The organism is Brevundimonas sp. GW821-FHT02A10 (assembly GCF_059422025.1).
Window position 1 is genome coordinate 452,880 of sequence record NZ_JBWKWC010000003.1, and the last position, 23,697, is coordinate 476,576.

The window sequence follows — 23,697 nt, forward strand, 5'->3', positions numbered from 1 at the left end:
GTCGGCCACGTGACGTCAGACACCGAGTATCCGTCGCAATTTCGCGACCGCCAGCCGCTCGACGGCCCTGGGCTCCATCGCCGGGCCGACGGCCGTAGCCTCGGTGCCGGTCGCCACATGGACGGCGGTGACCTTCAGATAGGTTCCGTTGCGGGTCTTCTCGACGATGACCTGTCCGAGGCCACCTTCCGACATCAGGCAGCCGAAGGCATCCGGGCGATGTGGCAGTGGGTCCAGAGCTGGTCCATGGCGCTGACCAGGGCGTCCATCATGCCGTCGTCGTGGTTCGGCGAGGGCGTGAAGCGCAGGCGCTCGGTGCCCTTGGGCACGGTGGGGTAGTTGATCGGCTGGACATAGACGCCGAACTCTTCGAGCAGCATGTCCGAGATCATCTTGGTGTGGACCGGATCGCCGACGAAGACCGGGACGATATGGCTCTCGCTCGGCATGACCGGGATACCGGCGGCGGCGAAACGATCCTTCAGGGTCTGGGCGCGCTCCTGATGGGCGACACGCAGTTCCGGATGGGCCTTGAGGTGACGCACCGAGGCCAGCGCGCCCGCGGTCAGGGCCGGCGGCAGGCTGGTGGTGAAGATGAAGCCCGAGGCCCAGCTGCGGACCGCGTCGACGATCACCGCGTCGGCGGCGATGTATCCGCCCATGACGCCGATAGCCTTGCCCAGGGTGCATTCGACGATGTCGATGCCGTCCAGCACGCCGTCGCGTTCGGCGACGCCGGCGCCGGTCGCGCCATACAGGCCAACCGCATGGACTTCGTCGAGGTAGGTCAGGGCCCCGTACTTGTGAGCCAGGGCGATGGTTCCGGCCAGGTCGGCGATGTCGCCGTCCATGGAATAGACGCTCTCGAAGGCGACCAGCTTGGGCGCATCGGCTGGCGCGGCGGCCAGCAGCTGCTCCAGATGCGCCAGGTCGTTGTGCATGAAGACGTGCCGCTCGCAGCCGCCGTTGCGGATGCCGGCGATCATCGAGGCGTGGTTCAGGCTGTCGGAGAAGATGATCAGGCCCGGCAGGATGCGCTGCAGGGTCGTGAGGGTCGCCTCATTGGCCACATAGCCCGAGGTGAACAGCAGCGCGGCTTCCTTCTGGTGCCAGGCGGCCAGCTCGGCCTCCAGATCCACGGCCGAGCGCGTCGTGCCCGAGATGTTGCGGGTGCCGCCGGCGCCGGCGCCCACGGCGTCGAGCTCGGCCTGCATGGCCTCCAGCACGACCGGGTTCTGGCCCATGCCGAGGTAGTCGTTGGAGCACCAGATGACGACGTCCTGCTCGGACCCGTCCTCACGACGCCGAACCGCCTTCGGGAACTGGCCGCGCACGCGCTTCAGATCGGCGAAGACGCGGTAACGCCCCTCGCTCTTCACCTGGTCGACGGCGGATTCGAAGGCGGCCTTGTAGTCGTACAACTGGGCGGACTTTCGCGCGAAAACGTGGCGGGTATTTGCGCCGATTGACCCCGGGTGTCCACGCGATGACAAGGACAAATTGTCCTAAACCGCTAATTGATAACGGTTCTCAATCGCCGGTCAGCGCGCTCAACGGGACGCGCGTGACCTGCACATCTTCCTTGTTCGTGGCGTAGCCGACCCAGAGGAAGCCGTTCCAGACGGTGCTCTTGGGGTAGTGATAGCCGGGCCGTTTGTACTGGCCTTCATAGCGCAGGGACTGGAGATCGCCCTGCCCGCGCAGCAGGAAGGACCGGTCGAAGCTCCGACCGTCGCGGCTGACCGTCACCGCCAGCGGCGTGCGGACACGGTCGCTGTTCGGCGCATTGACGAGGAAGGCCGTCCCGTCCGGCAGGTTGCCGGCGCTCTGCTTGGCGCGGCTGTCGGGCATGACGGTGACCGCCGGCGTGGACCAACTGACGCCCCGGTCGCAGCTTTCGGAGGCCAGTTGGCGAAAGCTCAGGTCCTCGTCGCGGAAGACCATGACGGCGCAGTCGCCGGCCTGAAACAGGCTGGGCTCGATCTCGCGGCTCAGACGGCTTTCGTGGACGGGAGCACCCGCCGGAGTCGGCGCCCGCTTCAGATGGGTCATGCGGCCCAGCGTCCAGCCCGAGACGCCGAGAGGATCGTCAGTGAAGGCCGGGGTCGCGATCATGCCCGGACGCATGTGGAAGGCGCCGATGATCCGGTCGCCGAAGCGGTGCGGATCCTGTTCGATGACGCCGTCGATGGGCGACCCGTCCGCCGCCAGAACCGGTCTGGGCGCAGACCAGCTCTGGCCGTCACTGCTGGTCCGGTATTCGGTCTGGCCGCCGTCGCCTGACTGGAAGCCGTTGGGCCAGACGTTGAGGTAGGCGATCAGGGTTCGGCCGTCCGTGGACCAGCCGCCGCTGGAGACCATGCGACCGCCTTCTCCGGGCGGGGCCAGTTCAACCGGCGCGGTCCAGCGTTCGCCGTCAGCGCTGGAGGCGAACATCACCCGGGTCTCGGGCGAATCCTCGTCACGCGGCGAGGACTGCCACTGGGCGTAGAGCCGCCCCCCGAAAGCGATCAGGGAGACGCCGTTGCTGAAGTGGTCGGTCCCCTCCTCCGGTCGGAAGACGGTGAAGGTCTCGGCGCCCGGCGCCGGGGTCAGACCGAGATCGGGCTTTGACGCATCAAACAGACCGGGCGCGACCGTATAGGGCGCGGGACGGTCCTCAGCCGCCGCTGTCAGCAGCAGGAGAGCGGCAGCGAGGACGCTTTTGATCACGCCGGCTTGCGGAACTTGAGCATGAACTGGCTGGTGTGACCCCGGATCGCCGGGTCGAAGACGTTGGCGGTCAGCGGATCGGCGTCATTCTTCAGGATGTCGCTCTGGTCTTCCAGCACGAAGCCCGCGGCCTCGACCTCTTCCTTGACGATGGCCGGGTCGATGCGATGCAGGCTGTCGGCGGCGGCCAGGCCCGAGCCGGCGGCGGCGTAGTGGTCGACGATGACATAGAGGCCGCCCGGCTTCAGCGCCGCGAACACCGCCGCATTCGTCTTCGCCGCCGTATCGGCCGCGAAGGGCTTCAGGTGCAGGTCGTGATAGTTTTGGGCGGTAAAGACCAGGTCCATCCCGGTCGGGAACTCGGGCGCGCCGAGCGGCGAGCGGATGCCCTCGACATTCGGCAGGGCGTCGGCCGCGGTGATGGCGTCGGCATAGCTGGCCTGGAAGCCGATGAACTGGGCCGGCTGCCAGGCGATCACCTTGCCGGACGGACCGGTGGCGGCGGCGAAGACGCGGGTGAAATAGCCGCCGCCGATGATCATGTCGCCGATGGTCTGCCCCGGCTTCACCTCGGCGAAAGCCAGGGTTTCAGCGGTGTGGCGGGCCTCATCGCGAGCCTTGTCGGCGTCCGTGCGGATCGGGCTGGCAAGGGCCGACGCGTAAGCGTTGTCCTGAGCGAGCGACGCCGCCGCATTCGCCATCGAGTTGACGGCGTAGTCGATATTCGACTGCGCCAGGCAGTCGCCGCCAACAAAGGCGGTGATCACTGCCGCCGCGAAATACACCGAACGCTTCATGTCAGCCTCCCATACGCCTTGAGCGGCGCTTGATTGATTACGCCCGCGAACCGCCGAAGTTACGCCCCTACCTTTTGGGCTTAGCCCGGCTTGCGGAAGCGATAGACGAACTGGTCGGTCTTGCCGCGAATGGCGGGTTCGAAGACGGTCAGGGTATGGTCGTCCTCGGGGTTGGCCACGGCCGAGGTCTCGCCGGCGAAGATGAAACCTGCGGCCTCGACCTCACGGCGCAGCTCGGCGCCCTCGATGCGGTGAAGCGTGCCCGATACGCTGATGCCCGCGCCCGGCGCCGACTGGTGATCGAGAATGACATAGAGGCCGCCCGGCTTGAGCGCCGCGAACACCGCCGCGTTCATCTTCGCCACATCGACGCCGAAACGGGGGATGGTGAAGTCGTGGTACTCCTGCCCCATGAAGACCACGTCCAGCGGCTCGGGGAAGGTCATGGTGTCGAGGCTGCCGGTGATCCGGTTCACGTTCGGATAGGCGGCGGCGAGCGTGTCGCCGTAGGCGTTCTCCTTGCCCGCGGTCTGGTTCGGCACGAAGGCGTAGACGCGGCCCGACGGACCGACGGCCTTGGCGAACAGTCGGGTGAAGTAGCCTTCCTCGGGCCGGATGTCGGCGACCCGGTCTCCGGCGTCCAGCTGGGCGAAGGCCATCATCTCGGCGGGCTTGCGCAGCGGATCGCGCGCGACCTCCTCGGCGGGGCGCAGCGGATCAGCGATGGCGGCGGCGTAGGCGTTCTCCTCCACCCGCGTCAGTTGCTCGCCCGGCATGGCGACAATAGTCTTCTCATCCCCGCTGCTGGAGACGATCACGCAACCGGACAGGGCCGTCGCCCCCAGGGCTGCGACGGCGGCGGCGAGGAGAAGCGGCTTCGACATGGCGTGATCCTGAAGAGCGAGGTGGCGAAGCTACGCCCCGAAGCGTGACCGGATGCAAGCAGATTTCCGCGTTGAAACAGTCGCCGGTGACAGTTCGTGAGGCGCGGCGACTTGACGCAGGAGGAGTCGGGGCGTTGTTTCGCGCCTCCCCCGCCGTCCGTTCCCCCGAGAGTGTTCATGGTCCGCTTCGCCCGACCCGCCTTCGCCGCCCTGCTGCTGGCGTCCTCCGCCCTGCCCGCGTTTGCCCAGACCGCCGCGCCCGCCGCGACGCCCTATACGACGATGGCGCCGATCCCGGCGGTGGTGGACAAGCCCTGGCCGGGCGTCGTGAAGCTGGACGTTGACGCGACCGACCTGAACCGTCGCATCTTCAGCGTCCATGAGACCATTCCGGTCGAGAGCGCGGGTCCGCTGACCCTCTTCTTCCCCGCCTGGCTGCCCGGCGACCACGGACCCGATGGCCCGATCACCCAGCTGGCAGGCCTGATCTTCACCGCCAACGGCCAGCGCATCGAGTGGACCCGCGATCCGGTCGAGAGCTTCGCCTTCCATCTGGTCGTGCCCGAGGGCGTGACCGAGATCACCGCCGACTTCCAGCACCTGTCGCCGACGGCGGACGCCCAGGGCCGCATCACCATGACGGCCGAGATGCTGAACGCCCAGTGGGAGAAGATGCTGCTCTACCCGGCGGGCCGCTGGCACCACAACATCACGACCCAGACCAGCGTGAAGCTGCCGTCCGGATGGAATTTCGGCACGGCGCTGGAGACGGCCTCGACGGAAGGCGACATCACCACCTTCAAGCCGGTGACCCTGGACGTCCTGATCGACAGCCCGCTGATGGCCGGGGTCCACTTCCGTCAGATCGATCTGGATCCGGGCGGCCGCTCGCCGGTCAAGCTCGACATCTTCGCGGACAGCGCCTCGAACATCGCCCCGACGGACGACCAGATCGCCATCCTGCGGGCGCTCGTGACCCAGGCCGACCGCCTGTACGGCGCGCGCCACTTTGACCACTACAACTTCCTGATGGCCATGACCGACCGGCTGGGCGGGATCGGGCTGGAACACCACCGCTCGTCCGAGGACAGCGTCGATCCGGAGTTCTTCACCGACTGGGACAACCAGTTCGGCGACCGCGACCTGCTGGCCCACGAATACACCCATTCCTGGAACGGCAAGTGGCGACGTCCGGCCGGCCAGTACGTCCCCAACTACAACACCCCCCTGCAGAACGAACTGCTGTGGGTCTATGAGGGCCAGACCCAGTTCTGGGGCAAGGTGCTGGCCGCGCGCTCGGGCCTGATGACGAAGGATCAGGCGCTCGACGCCCTGGCCATGGACGCCGCCACCTATGACAACCGCGCCGGCCGGTCGTGGCGGGCGATGCAGGACACGGTCAACGACCCGATCATCTCCATGCGCCGGCCCAAGGGCTGGCTGAGCGAGCAGCGCGACGAGGACTATTACGTCGAGGGCCAGCTGATCTGGCTCGACGCCGACACCCTGATCCGGGAGAAGACCAACGGCCGCAAGGGTCTCGACGACTTCGCGAAAGCCTTCTTCGGCACTCACGACGGCGAATATAACGAGGCGCCCTATACCTTCGACGACGTGGTCGCGGCGCTGAACGGGGTGGTCGAGAACGACTGGGCCACCTTCCTGCGTACCCGTCTGGACGGCCATGGCCCGGGCGCGCCGTTGGATGGTCTGGCGCGCGGCGGCTACCGCCTCGTCTACACCGACACCAAGAGCCCCTGGCAGAAGACGCTGGAAGGCGGTCTGAAGCGCAACAACTTCATGTACTCCATCGGCCTGCAGACCAATGGCGAGAACGGCATCTCGGCGGTGCAGTGGGACGGCCCGGCCTTCAAGGCGGGTCTGGCCATCGGCATGTCGATCGTCGCCGTCAACGGCGAGGCCGCCTCGGCCTCGAACCTGACCGACGCCATCAAGGCGGCCAAGGACACGACCACGCCGATCGAGCTGATCGTCAAGGACGGCGACCGCTACCGGACTGTCAGCCTCGATTACCACGGCGGCCTGCGCTACCCGCACCTGGAGCGGATCCCGGGCACGCCGGACCGGCTGAGCGAGCTCTATGCCGCGCGGACGCGGTAACTAGCCGCAGTCCACCGACTTGATGATCCCCGTCTGCTGGTCGAACCGGATATTCAGCCGGTCCGGCCGGTAGTCGCGGGTCGTGGCGCAGGTGGTGCAGACGATCCGCACATTGGCGCCGGCCGCGAAGTCGACCGCGCCGACGTGCGAGCCGACCAGCGACTGCGCGGCCGAGGCGTCGCATCGCTGCGGCGGCGTCGGACCGCCGGTCTCCGGCGGCGTCGCCATACAGCCGGTCAGGGCCGCACCGGCGACGAGAAGGGCCAGCGCCCTCACCCGCACTTCACTTCCGTGATCAGGTTGCTGGCCGTGTCATAGACGATGTTCACCCGGCTCGGGTTGAAGTCCATCGTCACCGCGCAGGTCGAACAGACCACGCGACGGGTTTCGCCCGCGGGCGCCGCCGGCAGTTCCGAGCGGTTCTTGCCGATGTAGCTGCGATAGGCGTCGGCCTTGCACTGGCCGAGTTCGCTGGACGGCGGCGGCGGGGTCGCACCGCCGCCCCCAACGGGAGCGCAGGCCGCAAGGGCGGAAAAGGCGATCAGGGTCGAGAGAAGCGCAGCGGATTTCGTGGGGGTTTTCACGGGCGTCGTCTCCTGTGTTCGGTCAGCCGCAGCGGACCTGTTCGACCGTTTCGGTCTGGGCGTTGAAGAAGATATTGAGGCGATACGGGGAGTAGTCCTCGGTGATGGCGCAACTGGTGCAGACCACGCGGCGGTTGATCACGTCTACGGGAACCGGAATTTCCGTCTTGTTGCGGCCGACCAGCCACTGCAGGTCGTTGGCCTTGCACAAGTCCTGACCGCTCTGGGGCATGCGGGTGCCGACGGGTTGGGAGATTTGGGCATCAGCCACTACGGCCGGCGCGGGCTTCGCGGCGGGCGCTGGCGTCGAACAGGCGGCCAGCAGCGCAAGACCGGCGACGATCAGGCCGCCTTTTGCCAGCCCTCGTCCGTCTGCTTCCAGTAGGCCAGGTTGGCGCCCTGCCCCTTCAGATGCTTCCAGCGCTCGCGTGCGCCGGTCAACGCCGTGTCGTCGCGTCCGTCGAAGATGATGAAGCATCGCTGGTAACTCTCCGTGGCGCCCAGTTCTGAGCCGTCGACGATGAACAGCGCCTGAGCGCCGTTCGGGTTCTCCATCGATTGCGTCAGCAGGATCGGCTGGCGCTCGGCATTCGGCTCGTCGGCGCGGCCGTGGGCGAGGAAGCTGTCCTCGCGAAACGTCCACAGCCGCTCGTCGATATCCTCAAGCCGGCGCTCTTCCGCGACGCGGACCAGCGCCCGCCAGCCGCGCTGAAGCGTCCGGCCCAGAAGCTCCGGCAGCACCTGATCGAGCGTCGATCGCTCCAGGTGATAGAACCAGATTTCCGGGCCGGTCGCGTCGGTCACTTGGACTCGTAGCTGTCCGCCACCATCCGGTCGAGGGTGCGCACGCCGAAGCCGACGGCGCCTTCCGGAACGGTGGGACTCGGCGACTTGTTGACCCATGCGGTCGGGGCGATGTCGAGGTGGGCCCACGGCACGCCGTTGGTGAAGCGCTGCAGGAACAGGGCGGCGGTGATCGAGCCGCCGGCGCGGCCGTTGCCGGTATTCTTCACATCGGCGATCTTGGAATCAATGTGCTGCTCGTACTGGGGCGGCAGCGGCATGCGCCAGAAATTCTCGCCCACCTTCTCGGCGGCGGCCAGGATCGGACCGGCGACGGCTTCGTCGTTGGCGTAGAGCGGAGCGATGTCCAGACCCACGGCGACGATGGCGGCGCCCGTCAGGGTGGCCAGGTCGATCATGAATTTCGGCTTGAAGCGGTCCTGGGTGTACCAGAGGGCGTCGGCGAGGACGAGGCGGCCTTCGGCGTCGGTGTTGATGACCTCGACCGACTGGCCGGACATGGAAATGACCACGTCGCCCGGGCGCTGGGCGTTGCCGTCAGGCATGTTCTCGACGAGGCCGAGCACGCCCACGGCGTTGACCTTGGCCTTGCGGCCCGCCAGCGCGTGCATGAGGCCGGCCACGGCGGCGGCGCCGCCCATGTCCCACTTCATGTCTTCCATGCCGTCGGCCGGCTTGATCGAGATGCCGCCGGTGTCGAAGCAGACGCCCTTGCCGACGAAGGCCAGGGGCTGGGCGCCCGGCTCGCCGCCGTTCCATTGGATCACGGCCAGCTGGCTTTCGCGACGGCTCCCCTGGCCGACGCCCAGCAGGGTCCACATGCCCAGCTTCTCCATCTCGGCCTCGCCGAGAATCTCGACCTTCAGGCCGAGGCGCTCCAGATCCTTGACCCGTTTGGCGAACTCGGCGGGGTACAGGACATTGGCGGGCTCGGAGACCAGGTCGCGGGCGAAGACCACGGCGTCGGCGACGGCCGACATCGGCTCATAGGCGGCTTCGGCGGCGCGCAGGTCCGAAGTGACGACCTGAACCGTCTTGATCGAGGCGATCTTCTCGGGCTTCAGCGTCGTGCGGTATTTGTTGAAGGTGTAGGCGGCCAGACGCACGGCGAAAGCGGCGCGGGCCGACTGTTCCGGGGTCAGGTGACCGAAATCGAGGGTCAGGGTCTCGGCGCCCGACAGCTTGACCGCGTGGTAGGCGGCCCCGGCGGCGGTCTCGACACCCTTGTCGTCCAGCGCATCCTTGCCCGACCCGACCAGCAGGACGGTCGCGGCCTCGACGCCCGCAGGGGCGGCGACGGTCAGGGTGGAGTTGGCGGCGCCGGTGAAACGGCTGGCGGTCATCGCCTTGGTCAGGGCGCCGGAGGCCGCCATGTCCAGGGCCGGACCGGTCCCGGCCAGGGCGCGGCCCTCGCCGACCAGAACGGCAAGGACTTCCGACGCGCCCGCGTGGGCGACAAATTCGATCTTCATGAAACGCGACTCCAGCCGGGATTGAGGCCCCGGTCGTTTGCTACAGTTCGGGAGGGAGGCCGCGCGGTTGTCCGCAGGGCGTCCGGATGTGTATTAGATGCTCTCCATCACGCGCGCCCGCAACCTGGGTGTTCGCCGGCCGCCGCATGACCCTGATTCAACGCTATCTTTTCAAACAGATCGCCCTGCCCGTCGCCGCGGCGTGCGGCGCCCTGGCGGGAATCGGCCTGCTGTCCCAAAGCCTGGATCAACTGCAGGTCATCGTCGAGCGCGGGCAAAGCGTTCTGGTTATGATCAAATTGACGCTGCTGGCCCTGCCGCAGCTGTTTTCGGTCATCCTGCCGATCGGCCTGTTCGTCGGCGCCCTGATCGCCCTGACCCGACTGCAACGCGAGCAGGAGCTGACCGCCACCTTCGCCAGCGGCATGACGCGCTGGCAGGTGATCTCGCCGGCGGTGCGGATCGCGGTGATCGTGGCGTTGGCGGCCCTGTTCACGAATCTGTTCGCCCAGCCCTGGGCCCAGCGCACGGCGCGTCAGGAAGCCTTCGCCATCCGCACCGACCTGGCCGCCCTGCTGGTCGAGGAGGGCCGGTTCGTCCAGGGGCCCGACGGCCTGACGGTCTATGTGCAGCAGATCGAGCAGAACGGCCTGCTCAAGAACCTGTTCGTCTATCTGGACAACGGCAAGACGGTGCGGACCTGGGACGCGAGCGAGGCCAGGTTCGAGCGGATCAACGGCGCCCCGACCCTGACCCTGGTTGACGGGTCGGCCCAGGAATATTCCAAGGACGGCGTTCTGAACCAGCTGTCCTTCGACCGCCTGCCCTTCGACCTGTCGCCCTATACGGAGAGCTCGGAGAAAATCCGCTACAAGCCTGCCGACCTGTGGATGTCGCAGTTGCTCAATCCGACGCCCGACCTGATCGGCCACAGCGGATCGCGCGGCGAGCTGCTGGCCGAGGCCAACAACCGTCTGTCGTCACCGCTCTACGCCCTCACGGCCATGGCCATGGCGCTGGCGGCCATCATGGGCGGCCAATTCAGCCGCTCGGGCTACAGCCTTCGCATCGCCAAGGCGGCGGGGGTCTTTCTGCTGGTGCGGATCATGGGCTACGGCATCGTCGCCGCCAGCGCCTGGAACGGCTGGCTGAACGTGTTCCAGTACATCCTGCCCCTTGTCTCGGCCGCCCTGGCCCTGCGTCTGCTGTTCCGCGCGCTGAAGCCGCGCCGACGCCGCACATGGCCGATGCTCGAGCAGCTGAAGGCGCGGTTCGCATGAAACTCTCCCTTCGCGCCGGCGATACGAGCAAGCCGATCCGGCTGGGTCGGATCGAACGCTATGTGCTGGTCCAGCAGATGCGCGCCCTGGGCGTCGCCCTGGCGGTGATCAGCGCCCTGGTCATGCTGATCGACTTCGTCGAGATTTCACGCGGCCTGGGCTCCGAGACCGATCTGTCGGCCCTGCGCATCGTCGGCCTCATGCTGATCAAGTCGCCGCAGGTGATCGTCCAGCTCCTGCCCTTCGTCTTCCTGTTCGGCACCCTCTCGGCCTTCGTCAGCCTGAACCGGCGCTCGGAGCTGATCGCCATGCGGGCGGCGGGCATCTCGGCCTGGCGTTTCGTCCTGCCCGCGGCCGGAATGGCCCTGGTGCTCGGCGTCCTGACGGTGACCTGCATCGGCCCCCTCGCGGCGGCGGGCGACAACCTCTTCCAGCGCGAGCGCGCGCGCATCTCGGGCTCGGCCCTCGGCGCGGCGGAAGACAACCAGGCGATCTGGCTGCGTGAGGGCGAGGACACGCGTCAGATGGTTATCCGCGCCGGCAGGCAGGACCGGGCCAACGCCCGGCTGCTGGACGTGACCTTTTTCATCTATACGACCGATCCCAAGGGCCGCCGCGCCTTCAGCGAACGGATCGACGCCCCGGCCGCCAGCCTCAGCGCGGGCCGCTGGCGGCTGATCAATGCCGTCGGCGCCCAGACCGGCCAGCGCGCCGTGCGCTACGCCACCCTCGACCTGCCCTCCAGCCTGGCCGACGACGAGGCCTTCGAGCGTTTCGCCCGGCCGCAGGCGACCTCCTTCTGGTCCCTGCCCGCCCAGATCAGCCGCATCGAGGCCGCCGGATTCTCCTCGACCGCCTACCGGCTGCGGCTGCAGCAGCTTCTGGCCACCCCCCTGATGTTCGCGGCGATGTCGATCCTGGCCGCCGCCTTCTCCCTGCGCCTGATGCGTCTGGGCGACCTCGCCAAGATGACGGTCGGCGCCGTGGTGCTGGGTTTCGCCTTCTTCTTCCTGAACCAGGCGTCTTCGGCCTTCGGTTCGGCCGAAGTGGTTCCGCCGTTCGTCGCAGCCTGGTTGCCGGCGATGCTGACGGCGCTCGCCGCCTTTACCTTGCTGTTCTATACCGAAGACGGCTAAGCGACCCGTCGGCGGGGGGCCGAGGGTTTACGGATTGAGTTGGCATGCAGACTGAACGCGGCGCCTCCCAGGAAACTGGACCGGGCACAGGCCTGCGGACCCGGCTTCTGGCCGGCGCCGCCCTGATCGCCTGCGCGCCCTGGCTGCCCGGTCAGGCCGCCGCCCAGACGGCGCCCGCCCCGGCGCCCACGGCCATTCAGACCGCGGCCGATTCGAACGCGCCCGGTCCCGACGGCTTGCCGCCCAAGGCCGTCTACATCCAGGCCGAACAAGCGACCCGCACCGGTGACGTGATCACCGCCAGCAGCCGGTTCGAACGGGTTCTCGCACGCTTCCAGGGCCATACCCTGCGCGCCGGCGAAGTCACCTACGACATGGAAAAGGGCGTCGGGGGCGCCGATCGTCAGGTCGAGCTGACCAGCCCGGCCGGCGATGTAGTCTACGCCAGCCACCTCGAGCTCGATTCCGACCTGAAGGCCGGGGTCGTCGTTGACCTCGCGACCCGCCTGTCCAACGGGTCCAGCCTGATGGCCGCCACGGCCGTGCGCCGGTCGGAGAACGTCAGCGAGCTGAACTACGCCCTGTTCACCCCCTGCGCGATCTGCGACGTGAACGGCGCGCCCAAGACACCCAGCATCGCCGTCAAGGCCGAGAAGGTGGTCCAGGACGAGGAACTGCGGGCCATCCTGTTCCGCAACGCCACCTTCGTGGTCGGCGGCGTGCCGCTGTTCTGGCTGCCGGTCTTCGCGGTGCCTGACCCGACGGTCGAACGCGCATCGGGCCTGCTGATCCCGATCATCAACTACGACGAAGGACGCGGCCTCTCGGTCGAGATGCCGTATCTGCACGTCGTCTCCCCGTCCGAGGACTGGATTGTCAGCCCGCAGATCAACACGAAGGTCGCGCCCTTTGTGAACCTGCAATGGCGTCGCCGTTTCAGCGACGGCACGATCGTCGCCCGCGGCGGCTATACCTATGAGCGGAATTTCGGCGACTTCGATCTGGACGGCGACCTCATAACCGAGAGCAACGTCAAGTTCGGCGATCGCACCAGCCGCAGCTACATTCTGGCCTATGGCGCGTTCGACCCCGCCGGTCCCTGGCGCTGGGGCTTCACGGCGGAACGGACCTCCGACAAGAATCTGTTCGACCGCTACGACGTTCGCGACCCCTATCAGGACAATGGCCTCTACTACGGCGACCAGCGCCGGTTGATCAGCCAGATCTATGCCGAGCGCCAGACCGAACGCTCCTATCTGTCGATCGCGACGTTCTCGATCCAGAGCCTGCGCCTCGATCAGACCTACGCCGACACCGACTTCCGCGATCCGGACGGATACAAGGCCTTCGAGAACGACAAGACCCTGCCGCTGGTGGCGCCGCTGATCGACGGTCGCTGGGAGCCGGCCGACCCGATCCTGGGCGGGCGCCTGCGCCTGAAGCTGTCGGCGGTGTCCCTGTCGCGAAATGCCTATGTCGGCGCGCCGGTGCTGCGGCCCGAGGTCATCCCGGCGGGCTCGACCGACGGCTTCGGCGGCGTCGACAGCCGCCGCATCACCCTGCAGGGCGAATGGCGCCGGGCCTTCACCACGACCTCCGGCATCCGGCTCGAGCCCTTCATCGACGGCCGCTTTGACGCCTATTCGGTCTCGGACCTGCCGCCGATGCCGGGCAGCGAATCCGAGGACATCATTACGCGCGGCCGGGCTACAGCCGGGATCGACGTCAGCTATCCGATGATCAAGCGCCTCAGCGCCACCTCGGACCTGATCATCGAGCCGATGGCCCAGCTGTCGATTTCCAACAAGGCCAACCTCGATCCGCGCATTCCGATCGAGGACACCCAGACCTTTGAGCTGGACGAAAGCTCCCTGTTCCGCACCGATCGCCTGCCGGGGTACGACTTCTACGAAGGAGGCTCGCGGTTCACCGCCGGCGCACGCGCGACCCTGCGGTGGGACGACATCCGCAAGGCCAGCATCTTCGTCGGCCGCAGCATGCGGTCCTATGACGAAGACGCCTTCCTGACCACCATTCCCGACGACGCGAGCAAGCTTTACGACCCATCGGGACTGGCGTCGCAGACCTCGGACTGGGTGGTTCAGGCCAGCGTCTCGCCGACCGACCGGTTCCGGGCCTGGGGCCACGCCACCATCGACGGGTCGGGCGACATCCGCCGGGCCGAAGCCGCTGTGGACGGGACCTGGGGTCGCCGCAACGTCGCCACCGTCAGCTATATCGTCGACCGCTCGAATCCCCTCGCCGGGGACAACAACCGGAACTATGAGTTCGTCCAGCTTCAGGGCCAGCAGTTCGTCTATGGAAACTGGGGCGTGGCGGTCACAGGCATCGCCGATCTGGAGCGGGACCTGATCACCCGTTCCGAGGTCGGTCTGCTGTTCGACGACGACTGCTTCCGGTTCGAGCTGGGTTTCCGGCAGGACAATACCCGCGTACGGCCTTCCGGCCCGTCCGAGGGGGTTTATGTGCGCCTAAACCTCGCCACTTTTGGCGGTACAGGCTACGGACGAAACAGCAGCCGATGAACACATCGCTTGCAGGGGCGCGACCTCCCCGCACAATGGGGTCGAGACGGCGCTTCTTTAGGATTCAGGACTGACTATGCCTTTGATGCGTAACACGACGGGCGTCGCGATCGCCGCGCTTCTCGCGGGCACGGCTATTGCTCCCGCCTGGGCCCAGACCGCCCCGGTTCCCGCGCCCGCTCCGGCCCAGACTCCGGCGGCCCCGGCCGCCTCGCCTGCCGCCGGGCAGTTGAACCCGGCCGCCGAACAGGCGCCCGCCCGCCCGGCTGCGGCGCCGCCCCAGTTCCAGATTTCCGAAGGCGTCATCGCCACGGTGAACGACCAGGTCATCACCAGCTTCGACCTGCGCCAGCGCATGCTGATGATCATCGCCATGAGCCAGGTGCAGCCGACCGAGGAGAACATCCCGGCGATCCAGCAGCAGGCCCTGAACGCCCTGATCGAGGAGCGCCTCCAGAACCAGGAGCTCGCCAAGTACAAGGATCTGGTGATCAGCGACGAGGAGGTTGACCAGGAGGTCGCCTCCATGGCCCAGGAAGCAGGCACCACGCCCGCCAACTACATGAACTTCCTGGCCCAGGGCGGCATCCGCCCGCAGAACATGCGCGAGCAGCTGCGGACCGAGATCGGCTGGCGCGCCCTGGTCGGCGGTCGCTTCAACAGCCGGGCCAAGGTTTCCCACGCCGCCGTTGAACAGGCCATGCGCCAGATCACCGAGACCGCGTCCAAGCCCCAGTACCTGATCGGTGAAATCTACATCGAGGCCGCCCGTGTCGGCGGTCAGCAAGCCGCCATGAACGGCGCCGAGCAACTGGTCCAGCAGATGGTTCAGGGCGCGCCCTTCCAGGCGGTGGCCCGTCAGTTCTCGGCCGCTCCGTCGGCGCAGCGCGGCGGCGACGCCGGCTGGGTCGTCCAGGGCACCGTCCAGCCCGCCCTGCAGAACGCGCTGGACCAGCTCCAGGTCGGCCAGCTGTCGCGCCCCATCCCGGTCGATGGCGGGGTCTATATCGTCTATATGCGCGACAAGCGCTCGGGCGCCGCCACCAGCCTGGTGACGATGAAGCAGATCATGGTCGAGGTCCCCGAAACGGCGACCGAAGCCGAGGTCGCCGCGGCCACCGCCCGCCTGAACGCCATCAAGCCGCAACTGACCTGCGACAACATCCTGCAACGCGCCACCTCGGAACAAGGCCTGCTGGGCTCGGACCTGGGTGAATCGGACATCGCCAACCTGGCGCCCCAGTTCCAGCAGGTCGCCCGCGCCGCCGAGGTCGGGACGATCAGCTCGCCGGTCCGCACCCCCCTGGGCGTCCACCTGCTGGCCGTCTGCGGCCGTCGCGTCGGCGGCCCGGACGCCCCGACCTTCCAGCAGGTCGAAAGCCGGCTGCAGAACCAGAACCTCGCCATGCTGGCGCGTCGCTACATCCGCGATCTGCGGTCGGACGCCCTCATCGAGCTGAAGTAACCCGATGGCCGCGCCCCGGCCGCTGGTTCTGTCGATGGGCGAGCCCGCCGGGGTCGGTCCCGAGATCATCGCCGGCGCCTGGCGCGCGCTCTCTGCCGAAGGCGCGCCTTTCGCGGTCATCGGAGATCCCGGCCTGCTGAAGGCGCAAGGCGTGCCGGTCATCGAGATCGGTCAGGTCGCCGACGCCGCCGGCCGCTTCACCCGCGCCCTGCCCGTGCTCAGCCATCCCGTCCCGGCCCCGGTCGTGGTGGGCAGCCCCGATCCCGCCAACGCCGGGGTGGTCGCCGACTGGATCGAGCGTGGCGTCGACCTGTGCCTGTCGGGCGAGGCGTCGGGCCTCGTCACCGCCCCGATCGCCAAGGCGCCGCTTTACGCCGCCGGCTTCCGCTTTCCGGGTCATACCGAGTTCATCGCGGAACTGACCGCCGACGCCCCCTTCGCCGGGACACGCGGTCCGGTGATGATGCTGACAGCCAAGGACCTCCGGGCCTGTCTGGTGACCATCCACGTGGCTTTGGATCAGGTGCCTGAGCTCGTGACCGGCGAGCGGGTGATCCGCACCGCCCGGGTCGTGCACGAGGCCATGAAGCGTGACTTCGGCATCGCCCGCCCGCGTCTGGCGCTCGCCGCCCTAAACCCGCACGCGGGCGAAGGCGGGGCGCTGGGTCTGCAGGAGATCGAGGTCTTGGCCCCTGCGGTTGAGGCCCTCCGCGCCGAGGGCATCACGATCACCGATCCCCGGCCCGCCGACACCCTGTTCCATGCCGAGGCGCGCGCGACCTATGACGCCGCCATCTGCCTCTATCACGATCAGGCCCTGATCCCGGTGAAGACGCTGGACTTCTGGGGCGGGGTCAACGCCACCCTCGGTCTGCCCATCGTCCGCACTTCGCCCGACCACGGCACCGGCTTCGACATCGCCGGGAAGGGCGTCGCCCGCCCCGACAGCCTGATCGCCGCCATCCGCTTGGCCGCCGGGATGGCTGCGGCGCGCGCTGGCGGCTAGCTTTCCCGAGGCTGGCGGTGTTCAAGGGCGCATGAGTTCCGACCTGCCGCCCCTGCGCGAATCCCTCGAAGCCCACGGGCTGCTGGCCAAGAAGAGCTTCGGGCAGCATTTCCTGCTGGACCTGAACGTCACGCGAAAGATCGTGCGTCTGGCCGGGCCGTTCGAGGGCCGCGCCGTCATCGAGGTCGGTCCCGGTCCCGGCGGCCTGACCCGCGCCATCCTGGAGAGCGACGCCGGTCCAGTGACCCTGGTCGAGAAGGACCCCCGCTTCGTCCCCCTGCTGGAGGAGCTGGACGCTGGCGACGGCCGCCTGACCATCATCCAGGCCGACGCCCTGAAGGTCGATGAGGCGAAACTGGCGGAGGGACCGACCCATCTGGTGTCCAACCTGCCCTACAACGTCGGAACGGCCCTGCTGATCAAATGGCTGACCGGGCCGTGGACGCCCTGCGCCCTGACCCTGATGTTCCAGAAGGAGGTCGCCGAGCGGATCGTGGCCGACACCAACGACGACGCCTATGGGCGGCTGGCGGTCATCTCGCAGGCGGTGGCCGAGGCGCGGATCGTCATGCACCTGCCCGCCGCTGCCTTCACCCCGCCGCCCAAGGTGGCCTCGGCGGTGGTGCATCTGGTTCCGCGCGCCGACCGGCCCGACCGGGCGACGCTGAAGCGACTGGAGACCGTCACCGCCGCCGCCTTCGGACAGCGCCGCAAGATGCTGCGCTCCAGCCTGAAACAGCTCGGCGGCGGCGCCCTGTGCGAGGCCGCCGGCATCGACCCCGACGCCCGCGCCGAGACCGTCGACGTGGCGGGCTTCCTGCGCCTCGCCGACGCCCTGCAGGCGAGAGCTCGATGACCGACATCGAACCCTTCCGCGCCATCACCATCAGCCGTATCGCCCATGCCCTGAAGGCCGAGGGGCGTGATGTCATCCATATGGAGTTCGGCCAGCCCTCGACGGGGGCCCCGGCCGCCGCCATCGCCGAGGCGCACCGGGTGCTGGACGCCGACGGCATGGGCTATTGGGAGAGCACGCCGCTAAAGGCGCGGATCGCCCGCCTCTATCAGGACCGCTACGGCGTCGAGGTCGATCCGGACCGGCTGCTGATGACGTGCGGGGCTTCACCGGCGCTGGTGCTGGCCCTGTCGTCGCGGTTCAGGCCGGGCGACCGGATCGCCATGGCACGCCCCGGCTATGTCGCCTATCGCAATACGGTGAAGGCGCTGAACCTGACGCCGGTCGAGATCGCCTGCGGTCCCGCCGAACACTATCAGCTGACCGCCGCCGCGCTCGAAGCGCTCGAGCCCGCGCCCGCCGGCGTAATCATCGCCAGCCCCGCCAACCCGACCGGCTCTATCATCGCGCCCGAGGAACTGGGCGCCATCGCCGCCGTCTGTCGTCGGCGCGGCATCGTCGTCGTCTCGGACGAAATCTACCATGGCCTCAGCTACGGCAGTGCGACGCCCTCGATCCTGGAGTTCGAGCCCGAGGCCTTCGTCATCAACAGCTTCTCCAAATACTGGAGCATGGCCGGGTGGCGGCTGGGCTGGCTGCTGGTTCCGCCCGACCATATCGCGGCGGCCAGGGCCTATATCGGCAACCTGTTCCTGACCCCGCCGTCGCTGAGCCAACATGCGGGACTGGTCGCCATGGACTGTGTCGATGAGCTCGAGGGCCATATCGAGGTCTATAGGAAGAACCGCGAGCTGGTGCTGGCCGCCCTGCCCTCGCTCGGCCTGAAGACCATCGCCCCGCCCGACGGCGCCTTCTACGTCTGGGCCGACATCGGCCATCTGACCGACGACAGCGTGGCCTTCTGCGAACAGCTGCTGCGCGATACGGGCGTGGCGACCGCACCCGGCGTGGACTTCGACCCCGTCGATGGCCACCGCTTCATGCGCTTCAGCTTCGCAGTGTCCACGCCGCTGATCGAGCAGGCGCTGGAGCGGCTGAGACCGTGGTTCGCGGCGCGCGCCGCGGTCTGATCATTCGGGCTTGAAGGCCGGATCCTTCAGGCAGAGGGCCCGCCTCTCCCAACGGAATCCCTCGCCGAGCGGGCGCCAGTTCAGCGGTTCGGTGTCCTTGACCTCGAAACAGCCCTCACCGGTGCGGACGTTGAAGCCGGTTTCGGCCCGAACCAGCGGTTCCTGCCCGTCCCTCTGCTCGACGATCAGGGCGAGACGGTAGGGCATATTCCACGGGGACCCCATGGCGATGCGCGCCGAAAACTCAGCCGACAGGGGCGGTCCAGCCAAGGTCACCGCGTCCTTGTAGTGACCCAGGAACATGGACAGGCAGTTCGGCTGGGGACACAGCGGCTGGGGATCGGTCTCCGACACTGTCTGAACCAGCACCAGGCTGAGCTTCGCGGGATTTGCAGGCGGGAACACCGGCTCCACCGGCGACACGATCGGCATCTGCACCAGAGCCTGGGCCAGCAACATAGTAAGAAGCATGTCTCTCCCCCCGGAGTGAATGGCCCGCCGCCCCTCGTAGAACGGCGGGCTCGTCGTCGTTAGTCAGTGACCGCCACGATGATCGCCGTGGCCGTCGTGATCGCGACCGTGATCGCGATCGCCGCGCGGGCCGTGACCGCCCCGGTCGTGGCCCCGATGATGGTCGCGATAGTCGTCATAGGCGCAGGCGGTCGAGCCGATGGCCATCACGCCGAGAAGAGCGATGACAGCCAGCCTGGCGGGCTTGAAGGTGGTCATATCCGAAGTCTCCCAACACCCCCGTGTCAGGATCAGTAATGCACGCCGGCGGACAGTCGCCAACCGGCGTTCACCTTAAATTTCAGACATCTTCCTGCAGCAGGTCGTCGCGATAGGATTCGACCCAGACGTTGCGGAACCGACGGCTGCGCTCGGCGTGATAGATGTGGGCCAGTTCGGCGTAGGAGCGGTCGAAGTCGTCGTTGACGAAGACATAGTCGAACACGTCGGAGTGCTCGATCTCGCCCTTGGCGTTCTTGATGCGGCGCTCGATGACCTCTTCCGCGTCCTGCGACCGGGTCACCAGACGGCGGCGCAATTCCTCAAGGCTGGGCGGCAGGATGAAGACGCGCACGGCGTCGCCCGGGCATTTCTCGGCGATCTGGGCCGCGCCCTGCCAGTCGATGTCGAACAGGACGTCGCGGCCCTCTTCCAGCGCCTTGTCGATGGGCGCGCGGGGCGAACCGTAGCGGCTGCCGTGGACGTCGGCCCACTCCAGGAAGGCGTCCTGATCGATCAGGGCCTGGAACTCTTCCGGGCTGACGAAGTGATAGTCGCGGTCGGCGACCTCGCCCGGGCGGATGCCGCGCGTGGTCATGGAGATCGACAGTTCCAGATTGCCGTGGTCGGCCATCAGACGGCGGCACAGGGAGGTCTTGCCGGCGCCCGAGGGGCTGGCCACGATCAGGAGGACGCCCCGGCGCGGCGTGCGGTCATTCGACATTTTGGACTTGTTCTCGGAGTTGCTCGATCACCGCCTTCAGATCGAGTCCGATGGCGGTGAGCGGCGTCGTAGCCGATTTCGAGCACAGTGTGTTCGCTTCGCGCATGAATTCCTGCATCAGGAAGTCGAGTTTTCGTCCGGCGGGCGGTTGTCGCAACAGAGTGCGGGCCGAGGCGACGTGCGCGGTCAGCCGATCCAGCTCCTCGCGGACATCGGCCTTGGTCGCCAGGGCGGCGGCTTCCAGCACAATCCGGTCGTCGAGGCCGTGGGCGTCGGGCGCCAGTTCGGCCATGCGGCGGGCGAAGCGTTCGCGGATGTGGTCGGTCTGGGCCTGGGCCTCGCCCTCGGCCCGGGAGACCAGAGCTTCAATGGCGTCGATGAAGTCGCTGATGACCGGCGTCAGCTGTGCCCCTTCCCGCTCACGCGAAAGCTTCAGGGCGTCGAGGGCCTCGGCGATGGTCGCGGCCATGGCGGCCTCGATGGGCGCGCGGGCTTCCGCGTCGGCGTCCTCCTCAGGCGTGTCCAATACGCCGCGCAGGGCCAGCAGACCGTCGGCCGACGGCGGGGTCGCGCCTTCCATCGTCAGTTGGTTGGCCAGTTCGAGATAGCGCAGCAGCACCGCCTCATTGACCTTGAGCGCCGCCGCGCCGGCCTGCGCCTGCCTTGCCTGGACCCCGACGGTGACCTGACCCCGGCTCAGCCGCTCCTGCGCCGCCGTCTTGGTCAGGCGTTCGAGGTTGTCGAAGCCGTTGGGGCCACGGAAGCGAACCTCCAGATTGCGGCCGTTGACGGAGCGCGCCTCGACGCTCCAGCTCCAGCCGTCCAGCGCGCCGTCGGCCCGACCGAAGCCGGTCATGCCTGATATCGCGCTCATCGCGGATCGGCCGTGGCGGGACGCAGGGGCCGTGACGGCGTCAGGGTTCCGGGCGGCTGCATGGTGATGACGGCCTCTCCGGTCAGGGGCTGGTCCGTGGGGGCCGTCCCGGGCGCGAGGGCGCCGGGGGCGGCGGGCGGGGTCGCGCCGGGCGGAAGGTTCGCCTTCCTGCGCTCGATCTCCCTCCAACGCGCCACATTGACCAGATGTTGCTCATAGGTGCTGGCGAAGACGTGGCCACCGGTGCCGTCAGCGACGAAGAACAGGTCGTTCGAGCGCGGCGGGTTCAGGACCGCGGCGATGGCGTCCTTGCCCGGATTGGCGATGGGCGTCGGCGGCAGGCCGTCGATCAGATAGGTGTTGTAGCCCGTGTCGGCCTGAAGCTCGGACTGGCGGATGCCGCGTCCCAGAGGTCGGCCGTGGGTGATGCCGTAGACGATGGTCGGATCGCTTTCGAGCCGCACGCCCATGCGCAGCCGGTTGGAGAAGACCGCCGCCACGCGCGGGCGCTCGGCCGCCAGACCGGTTTCCTTCTCGACGACGGAGGCCAGGATGACGGCTTCCTCGGGCGAACGGACGACCGTCGCCGGACTGCGGGTCGCCCACAGTCTGGCCAGGTTCTCGGTCATGGCCCGCTGCATCCGGGCGACCACGGAGGCGCGAGTTTCGCCGCGCGAGACCTCATAGGTGTCGGGCCAGAGCGAGCCCTCGGCCGGAGGTGTCTCCACCGTGCCGGTCAGGACGTCTTCCTTGTTCAGGATGTCCACGGCCTGCAGCGAGGACCAGCCCTCGGGGATGGTGACGTAGTGGCGCACAACCCGGCCGTCGGTCAGCAGCCGCAGCACCGACCGCAACGAGGCTTTCGTCGGCACCTGATACTCGCCCGCCCGGAGCTTGCGGTCGGCGCCGGTCAGGGTGGCGGCGGCCTTGAACATGTCGGTCGAGCGGATGACGCCCGCGCTCTTCAGCTGGGCCGCGATGGCCGAGACGCCTGATCCGCTGGGCAGGGAGACCACGGTGGACTCCCCCGCCCGCGCCGACGGCCCGGGCGCGTAATAGACGCTCCAGGCCCAGACCAGGGCCGCGATCAGAAACAGGCTGAACGTCGCCGACGCCGCCAGCAGCGCCGCGACCGTGCCCGACCGTTTGCCGCGCAGGGCCGGCCTCGGCCCCTTCACCGGCCCCTTGATGGGTCCCCCCGAACCCTTGAGCACTAGGCCACCTTCTTGAAGATGATCGAGGCGTTGGTGCCGCCGAACCCGAAGCTGTTGGACATGGCCACATCGATCTCCATCGGCTTGCCCTTGTGTGGCACGAGATCGATGGCGGTTTCGTGTTCCGGGTCATCGAGGTTGATCGTCGGCGGGGCGATCTGGTCGCGGATGGCCAACACCGAGAAGACGGCCTCGATGGCCCCGGCGGCGCCGAGCAGGTGGCCCGTCATCGACTTGGTCGAGGACATGGCGATGTTCTTGGCGTGGTCGCCGACCAGCTTCTCAACCGCACGCAGCTCGATCCAGTCGGCCATGGTCGAGGTGCCGTGAGCGTTGACGTAGTCGATGTCCTCGATGGCGATCCCGGCCCGCTTCACGGCCGCCTTCATGGCGCGATAGGCGCCGTCGCCGTCCTCGGACGGGGCAGTGATGTGATAGGCGTCGCCGGACATCCCGTAGCCGACGACCTCGGCATAGATCTTCGCGCCGCGCGCCTTGGCGTGTTCGTACTCTTCCAGCACCACGACGCCCGCGCCCTCGCCCATGATGAAGCCGGCATGGCCCCGATCGTAGGGCCGCGAGGCCGCTTCCGGGGTGTCGTTATAGGCGGTGCACAGGGCCTTGCAGGCCAGGAAGCCGGCGATGCCGATCGGCACGATCGAGCTTTCCGCCCCGCCCGCCACCATCACATCGGCGTCGTCGAAGGCGATCATCCGGGCCGCGTCGCCGATGGCGTGGACGCCCGAGGCGCAGGCGGTGACCACCGCGTGGTTCGGACCCTTGAGCCCGTGGCGGATCGAGATCTGGCCCGAGGTCAGGTTGATGAGGGCCGAGGGGATGAAGAAGGGGCTGACCCGGCGGGGTCCCTGTTCCTTCAGAATGATGGAGGTGTCGGCGATGGGGCCGAGGCCGCCGATGCCAGAGCCCATCATGACACCGGTCCGTTCCTTGTCCTCGTCGGACTCGGGATGCCAGTCAGCGTCGTTCAGGGCCTCGTCGGCGGCGGCGATGCCGAACAGGATGAAGTCGTCGACGCGCTTCCTGTCCTTGGCCGACATGACCTGATCGGGATCGAAGCTGCCCGGAACGTCAGGACCGCCCTGACCACGGCCGTCCACGCTGGGCACTTCACCCGCGATGGTGCAGCCATAGCCTTCGGTATCGAAGGTGGTGATCGGACCGATGCCCGAACGTCCCTCGACGATGCCCTTCCAGGTGTGTTCGACGCCCCAGCCCAGGGGGGTGACCAGTCCAAGGCCGGTGACGACAACGCGGCGCATGCCCTGCGCTCCATGACTGTTGAGACTCAAGCCGTAAATCATAGTGAGCGCGGGCCCGACTCGCTAGGGCGAGCGCCGATCAC

Annotated in this window: 24 protein-coding genes; 8 read left to right on the plus strand and 16 right to left on the minus strand. The window is 67.9% G+C overall.

Translation table 11 applies throughout. The features are described from left to right. Positions 1-15 precede the first annotated feature (15 nt). The 5 genes from AC07U0_RS11785 to AC07U0_RS11805 form a co-directional block, all read right to left on the minus strand. Positions 16-195, minus strand: coding sequence for a DUF6898 family protein (locus AC07U0_RS11785; protein ID WP_494720186.1), 180 nt, complete (start codon positions 193-195; stop codon positions 16-18). Beyond that, positions 195-1,421, minus strand: coding sequence for a 5-aminolevulinate synthase (gene hemA, locus AC07U0_RS11790; protein WP_494720187.1), 1,227 nt, complete (start codon positions 1,419-1,421; stop codon positions 195-197). The genes AC07U0_RS11785 and hemA overlap by 1 nt, the downstream gene beginning before the upstream one ends. 109 nt (positions 1,422-1,530) lie before the next feature. After that, complete coding sequence (locus AC07U0_RS11795; RefSeq protein ID WP_494720188.1) at positions 1,531-2,712, minus strand: sialidase family protein; 1,182 nt, start codon at positions 2,710-2,712, stop codon at positions 1,531-1,533. Beyond that, positions 2,709-3,509: a class I SAM-dependent methyltransferase gene (locus AC07U0_RS11800; RefSeq protein ID WP_494720189.1), complete on the minus strand. Its 801-nt coding sequence runs from the start codon at positions 3,507-3,509 to the stop codon at positions 2,709-2,711. The genes AC07U0_RS11795 and AC07U0_RS11800 overlap by 4 nt, the downstream gene beginning before the upstream one ends. Positions 3,510-3,589: 80 nt before the next feature. Beyond that, positions 3,590-4,393: a class I SAM-dependent methyltransferase gene (locus AC07U0_RS11805; RefSeq protein ID WP_494720190.1), complete on the minus strand. Its 804-nt coding sequence runs from the start codon at positions 4,391-4,393 to the stop codon at positions 3,590-3,592. A 177-nt stretch (positions 4,394-4,570) separates the two neighbouring features. On the opposite strand from AC07U0_RS11805, the gene AC07U0_RS11810 reads away from it, so the two are divergent. After that, entirely contained in the window at positions 4,571-6,514 is a 1,944-nt protein-coding gene (locus tag AC07U0_RS11810) for a M61 family metallopeptidase (RefSeq protein ID WP_494720191.1), read from the plus strand. Here AC07U0_RS11810 and AC07U0_RS11815 read toward each other — a convergent pair whose 3' ends face one another. The 5 genes from AC07U0_RS11815 to AC07U0_RS11835 all read right to left on the minus strand — a co-directional run bounded on the left by AC07U0_RS11815 (position 6,515) and on the right by AC07U0_RS11835 (position 9,374). Then, complete coding sequence (locus tag AC07U0_RS11815) at positions 6,515-6,796, minus strand: I78 family peptidase inhibitor (RefSeq protein WP_494720192.1); 282 nt, start codon at positions 6,794-6,796, stop codon at positions 6,515-6,517. Beyond that, on the minus strand, positions 6,787-7,098 hold the full coding sequence (locus AC07U0_RS11820; RefSeq protein WP_494720193.1) for an I78 family peptidase inhibitor: 312 nt from the start codon (positions 7,096-7,098) through the stop codon (positions 6,787-6,789). Before AC07U0_RS11820 ends, AC07U0_RS11815 begins: the two co-directional genes overlap by 10 nt. Positions 7,099-7,120: 22 nt before the next feature. Beyond that, positions 7,121-7,369 carry a hypothetical protein gene (locus AC07U0_RS11825; RefSeq protein ID WP_494720194.1) on the minus strand — a complete coding sequence of 83 codons (249 nt, stop codon included), beginning with the start codon at positions 7,367-7,369 and terminating at the stop codon, positions 7,121-7,123. Positions 7,370-7,440: 71 nt separating this feature from the next. Next, entirely contained in the window at positions 7,441-7,902 is a 462-nt protein-coding gene (locus AC07U0_RS11830; RefSeq protein ID WP_494720195.1) for a DNA polymerase III subunit chi, read from the minus strand. Next, positions 7,899-9,374 carry a leucyl aminopeptidase gene (locus AC07U0_RS11835; protein WP_494720196.1) on the minus strand — a complete coding sequence of 492 codons (1,476 nt, stop codon included), beginning with the start codon at positions 9,372-9,374 and terminating at the stop codon, positions 7,899-7,901. The genes AC07U0_RS11830 and AC07U0_RS11835 overlap by 4 nt, the downstream gene beginning before the upstream one ends. Positions 9,375-9,520: 146 nt before the next feature. Between AC07U0_RS11835 and AC07U0_RS11840 the strand changes: the two genes are divergently transcribed. The 7 genes from AC07U0_RS11840 (at position 9,521) to AC07U0_RS11870 (ending at position 18,793) form a co-directional block, all read left to right on the plus strand. Then, entirely contained in the window at positions 9,521-10,654 is a 1,134-nt protein-coding gene (locus AC07U0_RS11840) for an LptF/LptG family permease (protein WP_494720197.1), read from the plus strand. Further along, positions 10,651-11,790, plus strand: coding sequence for an LPS export ABC transporter permease LptG (gene lptG, locus AC07U0_RS11845; protein ID WP_494720198.1), 1,140 nt, complete (start codon positions 10,651-10,653; stop codon positions 11,788-11,790). The genes AC07U0_RS11840 and lptG overlap by 4 nt, the downstream gene beginning before the upstream one ends. 44 nt (positions 11,791-11,834) lie before the next feature. Further along, on the plus strand, positions 11,835-14,336 hold the full coding sequence (locus AC07U0_RS11850) for an LPS-assembly protein LptD (RefSeq protein ID WP_494720199.1): 2,502 nt from the start codon (positions 11,835-11,837) through the stop codon (positions 14,334-14,336). Between the two features lie 85 nt (positions 14,337-14,421). Next, positions 14,422-15,801, plus strand: a complete 1,380-nt coding sequence (locus AC07U0_RS11855; protein ID WP_494720200.1) for a peptidylprolyl isomerase — start codon at positions 14,422-14,424, stop codon at positions 15,799-15,801. Positions 15,802-15,805: 4 nt separating this feature from the next. Continuing rightward, entirely contained in the window at positions 15,806-16,807 is a 1,002-nt protein-coding gene (pdxA, locus tag AC07U0_RS11860) for a 4-hydroxythreonine-4-phosphate dehydrogenase PdxA (RefSeq protein WP_494720201.1), read from the plus strand. A gap of 31 nt (positions 16,808-16,838) precedes the next feature. Continuing rightward, entirely contained in the window at positions 16,839-17,663 is an 825-nt protein-coding gene (gene rsmA / locus AC07U0_RS11865) for a 16S rRNA (adenine(1518)-N(6)/adenine(1519)-N(6))-dimethyltransferase RsmA (RefSeq protein ID WP_494720202.1), read from the plus strand. Then, on the plus strand, positions 17,660-18,793 hold the full coding sequence (locus AC07U0_RS11870) for a pyridoxal phosphate-dependent aminotransferase (RefSeq protein WP_494720203.1): 1,134 nt from the start codon (positions 17,660-17,662) through the stop codon (positions 18,791-18,793). The genes rsmA and AC07U0_RS11870 overlap by 4 nt, the downstream gene beginning before the upstream one ends. Here AC07U0_RS11870 and AC07U0_RS11875 read toward each other — a convergent pair whose 3' ends face one another. The 6 genes from AC07U0_RS11875 to fabF form a co-directional block, all read right to left on the minus strand. After that, positions 18,794-19,264, minus strand: a complete 471-nt coding sequence (locus AC07U0_RS11875; RefSeq protein WP_494720204.1) for a hypothetical protein — start codon at positions 19,262-19,264, stop codon at positions 18,794-18,796. 63 nt (positions 19,265-19,327) lie between these two features. Next, the gene (locus AC07U0_RS11880) at positions 19,328-19,522 is read right to left on the minus strand and encodes a hypothetical protein (RefSeq protein ID WP_494720205.1); all 195 of its coding nucleotides are present in this window, start codon (positions 19,520-19,522) and stop codon (positions 19,328-19,330) included. A gap of 82 nt (positions 19,523-19,604) precedes the next feature. After that, positions 19,605-20,246, minus strand: coding sequence for a guanylate kinase (gene gmk / locus AC07U0_RS11885; protein WP_494720206.1), 642 nt, complete (start codon positions 20,244-20,246; stop codon positions 19,605-19,607). Next, complete coding sequence (locus AC07U0_RS11890; RefSeq protein ID WP_494720207.1) at positions 20,236-21,120, minus strand: YicC/YloC family endoribonuclease; 885 nt, start codon at positions 21,118-21,120, stop codon at positions 20,236-20,238. The genes gmk and AC07U0_RS11890 overlap by 11 nt, the downstream gene beginning before the upstream one ends. Next, positions 21,117-22,298: an endolytic transglycosylase MltG gene (gene mltG / locus AC07U0_RS11895; protein WP_494720288.1), complete on the minus strand. Its 1,182-nt coding sequence runs from the start codon at positions 22,296-22,298 to the stop codon at positions 21,117-21,119. Before mltG ends, AC07U0_RS11890 begins: the two co-directional genes overlap by 4 nt. A 35-nt stretch (positions 22,299-22,333) precedes the next feature. Continuing rightward, a complete protein-coding gene (gene fabF, locus AC07U0_RS11900) occupies positions 22,334-23,614 on the minus strand; it encodes a beta-ketoacyl-ACP synthase II (RefSeq protein WP_494720208.1) in 1,281 nt (426 codons plus the stop codon). Positions 23,615-23,697: the final 83 nt, after the last annotated feature.

What these genes read in the sequence shown, in the direction of transcription:
- AC07U0_RS11810 (WP_494720191.1), top strand. Translation starts at nt 4,571, where the DNA reads ATGGTCCGCTTCGCCCGACCCGCCTTCGCCGCCCTGCTGCTGGCGTCC.
- AC07U0_RS11840 (WP_494720197.1), top strand. Translation starts at nt 9,521, where the DNA reads ATGACCCTGATTCAACGCTATCTTTTCAAACAGATCGCCCTGCCCGTC.
- AC07U0_RS11785 (WP_494720186.1), bottom strand. Translation starts at nt 195, where the DNA reads ATGTCGGAAGGTGGCCTCGGACAGGTCATCGTCGAGAAGACCCGCAAC.
- AC07U0_RS11800 (WP_494720189.1), bottom strand. Translation starts at nt 3,509, where the DNA reads ATGAAGCGTTCGGTGTATTTCGCGGCGGCAGTGATCACCGCCTTTGTT.
- AC07U0_RS11875 (WP_494720204.1), bottom strand. Translation starts at nt 19,264, where the DNA reads ATGCTTCTTACTATGTTGCTGGCCCAGGCTCTGGTGCAGATGCCGATC.
- gmk (WP_494720206.1), bottom strand. Translation starts at nt 20,246, where the DNA reads ATGTCGAATGACCGCACGCCGCGCCGGGGCGTCCTCCTGATCGTGGCC.
- AC07U0_RS11835 (WP_494720196.1), bottom strand. Translation starts at nt 9,374, where the DNA reads ATGAAGATCGAATTTGTCGCCCACGCGGGCGCGTCGGAAGTCCTTGCC.
- AC07U0_RS11850 (WP_494720199.1), top strand. Translation starts at nt 11,835, where the DNA reads ATGCAGACTGAACGCGGCGCCTCCCAGGAAACTGGACCGGGCACAGGC.
- pdxA (WP_494720201.1), top strand. Translation starts at nt 15,806, where the DNA reads ATGGCCGCGCCCCGGCCGCTGGTTCTGTCGATGGGCGAGCCCGCCGGG.
- fabF (WP_494720208.1), bottom strand. Translation starts at nt 23,614, where the DNA reads ATGCGCCGCGTTGTCGTCACCGGCCTTGGACTGGTCACCCCCCTGGGC.
- AC07U0_RS11805 (WP_494720190.1), bottom strand. Translation starts at nt 4,393, where the DNA reads ATGTCGAAGCCGCTTCTCCTCGCCGCCGCCGTCGCAGCCCTGGGGGCG.
- AC07U0_RS11870 (WP_494720203.1), top strand. Translation starts at nt 17,660, where the DNA reads ATGACCGACATCGAACCCTTCCGCGCCATCACCATCAGCCGTATCGCC.
- AC07U0_RS11855 (WP_494720200.1), top strand. Translation starts at nt 14,422, where the DNA reads ATGCGTAACACGACGGGCGTCGCGATCGCCGCGCTTCTCGCGGGCACG.
- lptG (WP_494720198.1), top strand. Translation starts at nt 10,651, where the DNA reads ATGAAACTCTCCCTTCGCGCCGGCGATACGAGCAAGCCGATCCGGCTG.
- AC07U0_RS11880 (WP_494720205.1), bottom strand. Translation starts at nt 19,522, where the DNA reads ATGACCACCTTCAAGCCCGCCAGGCTGGCTGTCATCGCTCTTCTCGGC.
- rsmA (WP_494720202.1), top strand. Translation starts at nt 16,839, where the DNA reads ATGAGTTCCGACCTGCCGCCCCTGCGCGAATCCCTCGAAGCCCACGGG.
- AC07U0_RS11890 (WP_494720207.1), bottom strand. Translation starts at nt 21,120, where the DNA reads ATGAGCGCGATATCAGGCATGACCGGCTTCGGTCGGGCCGACGGCGCG.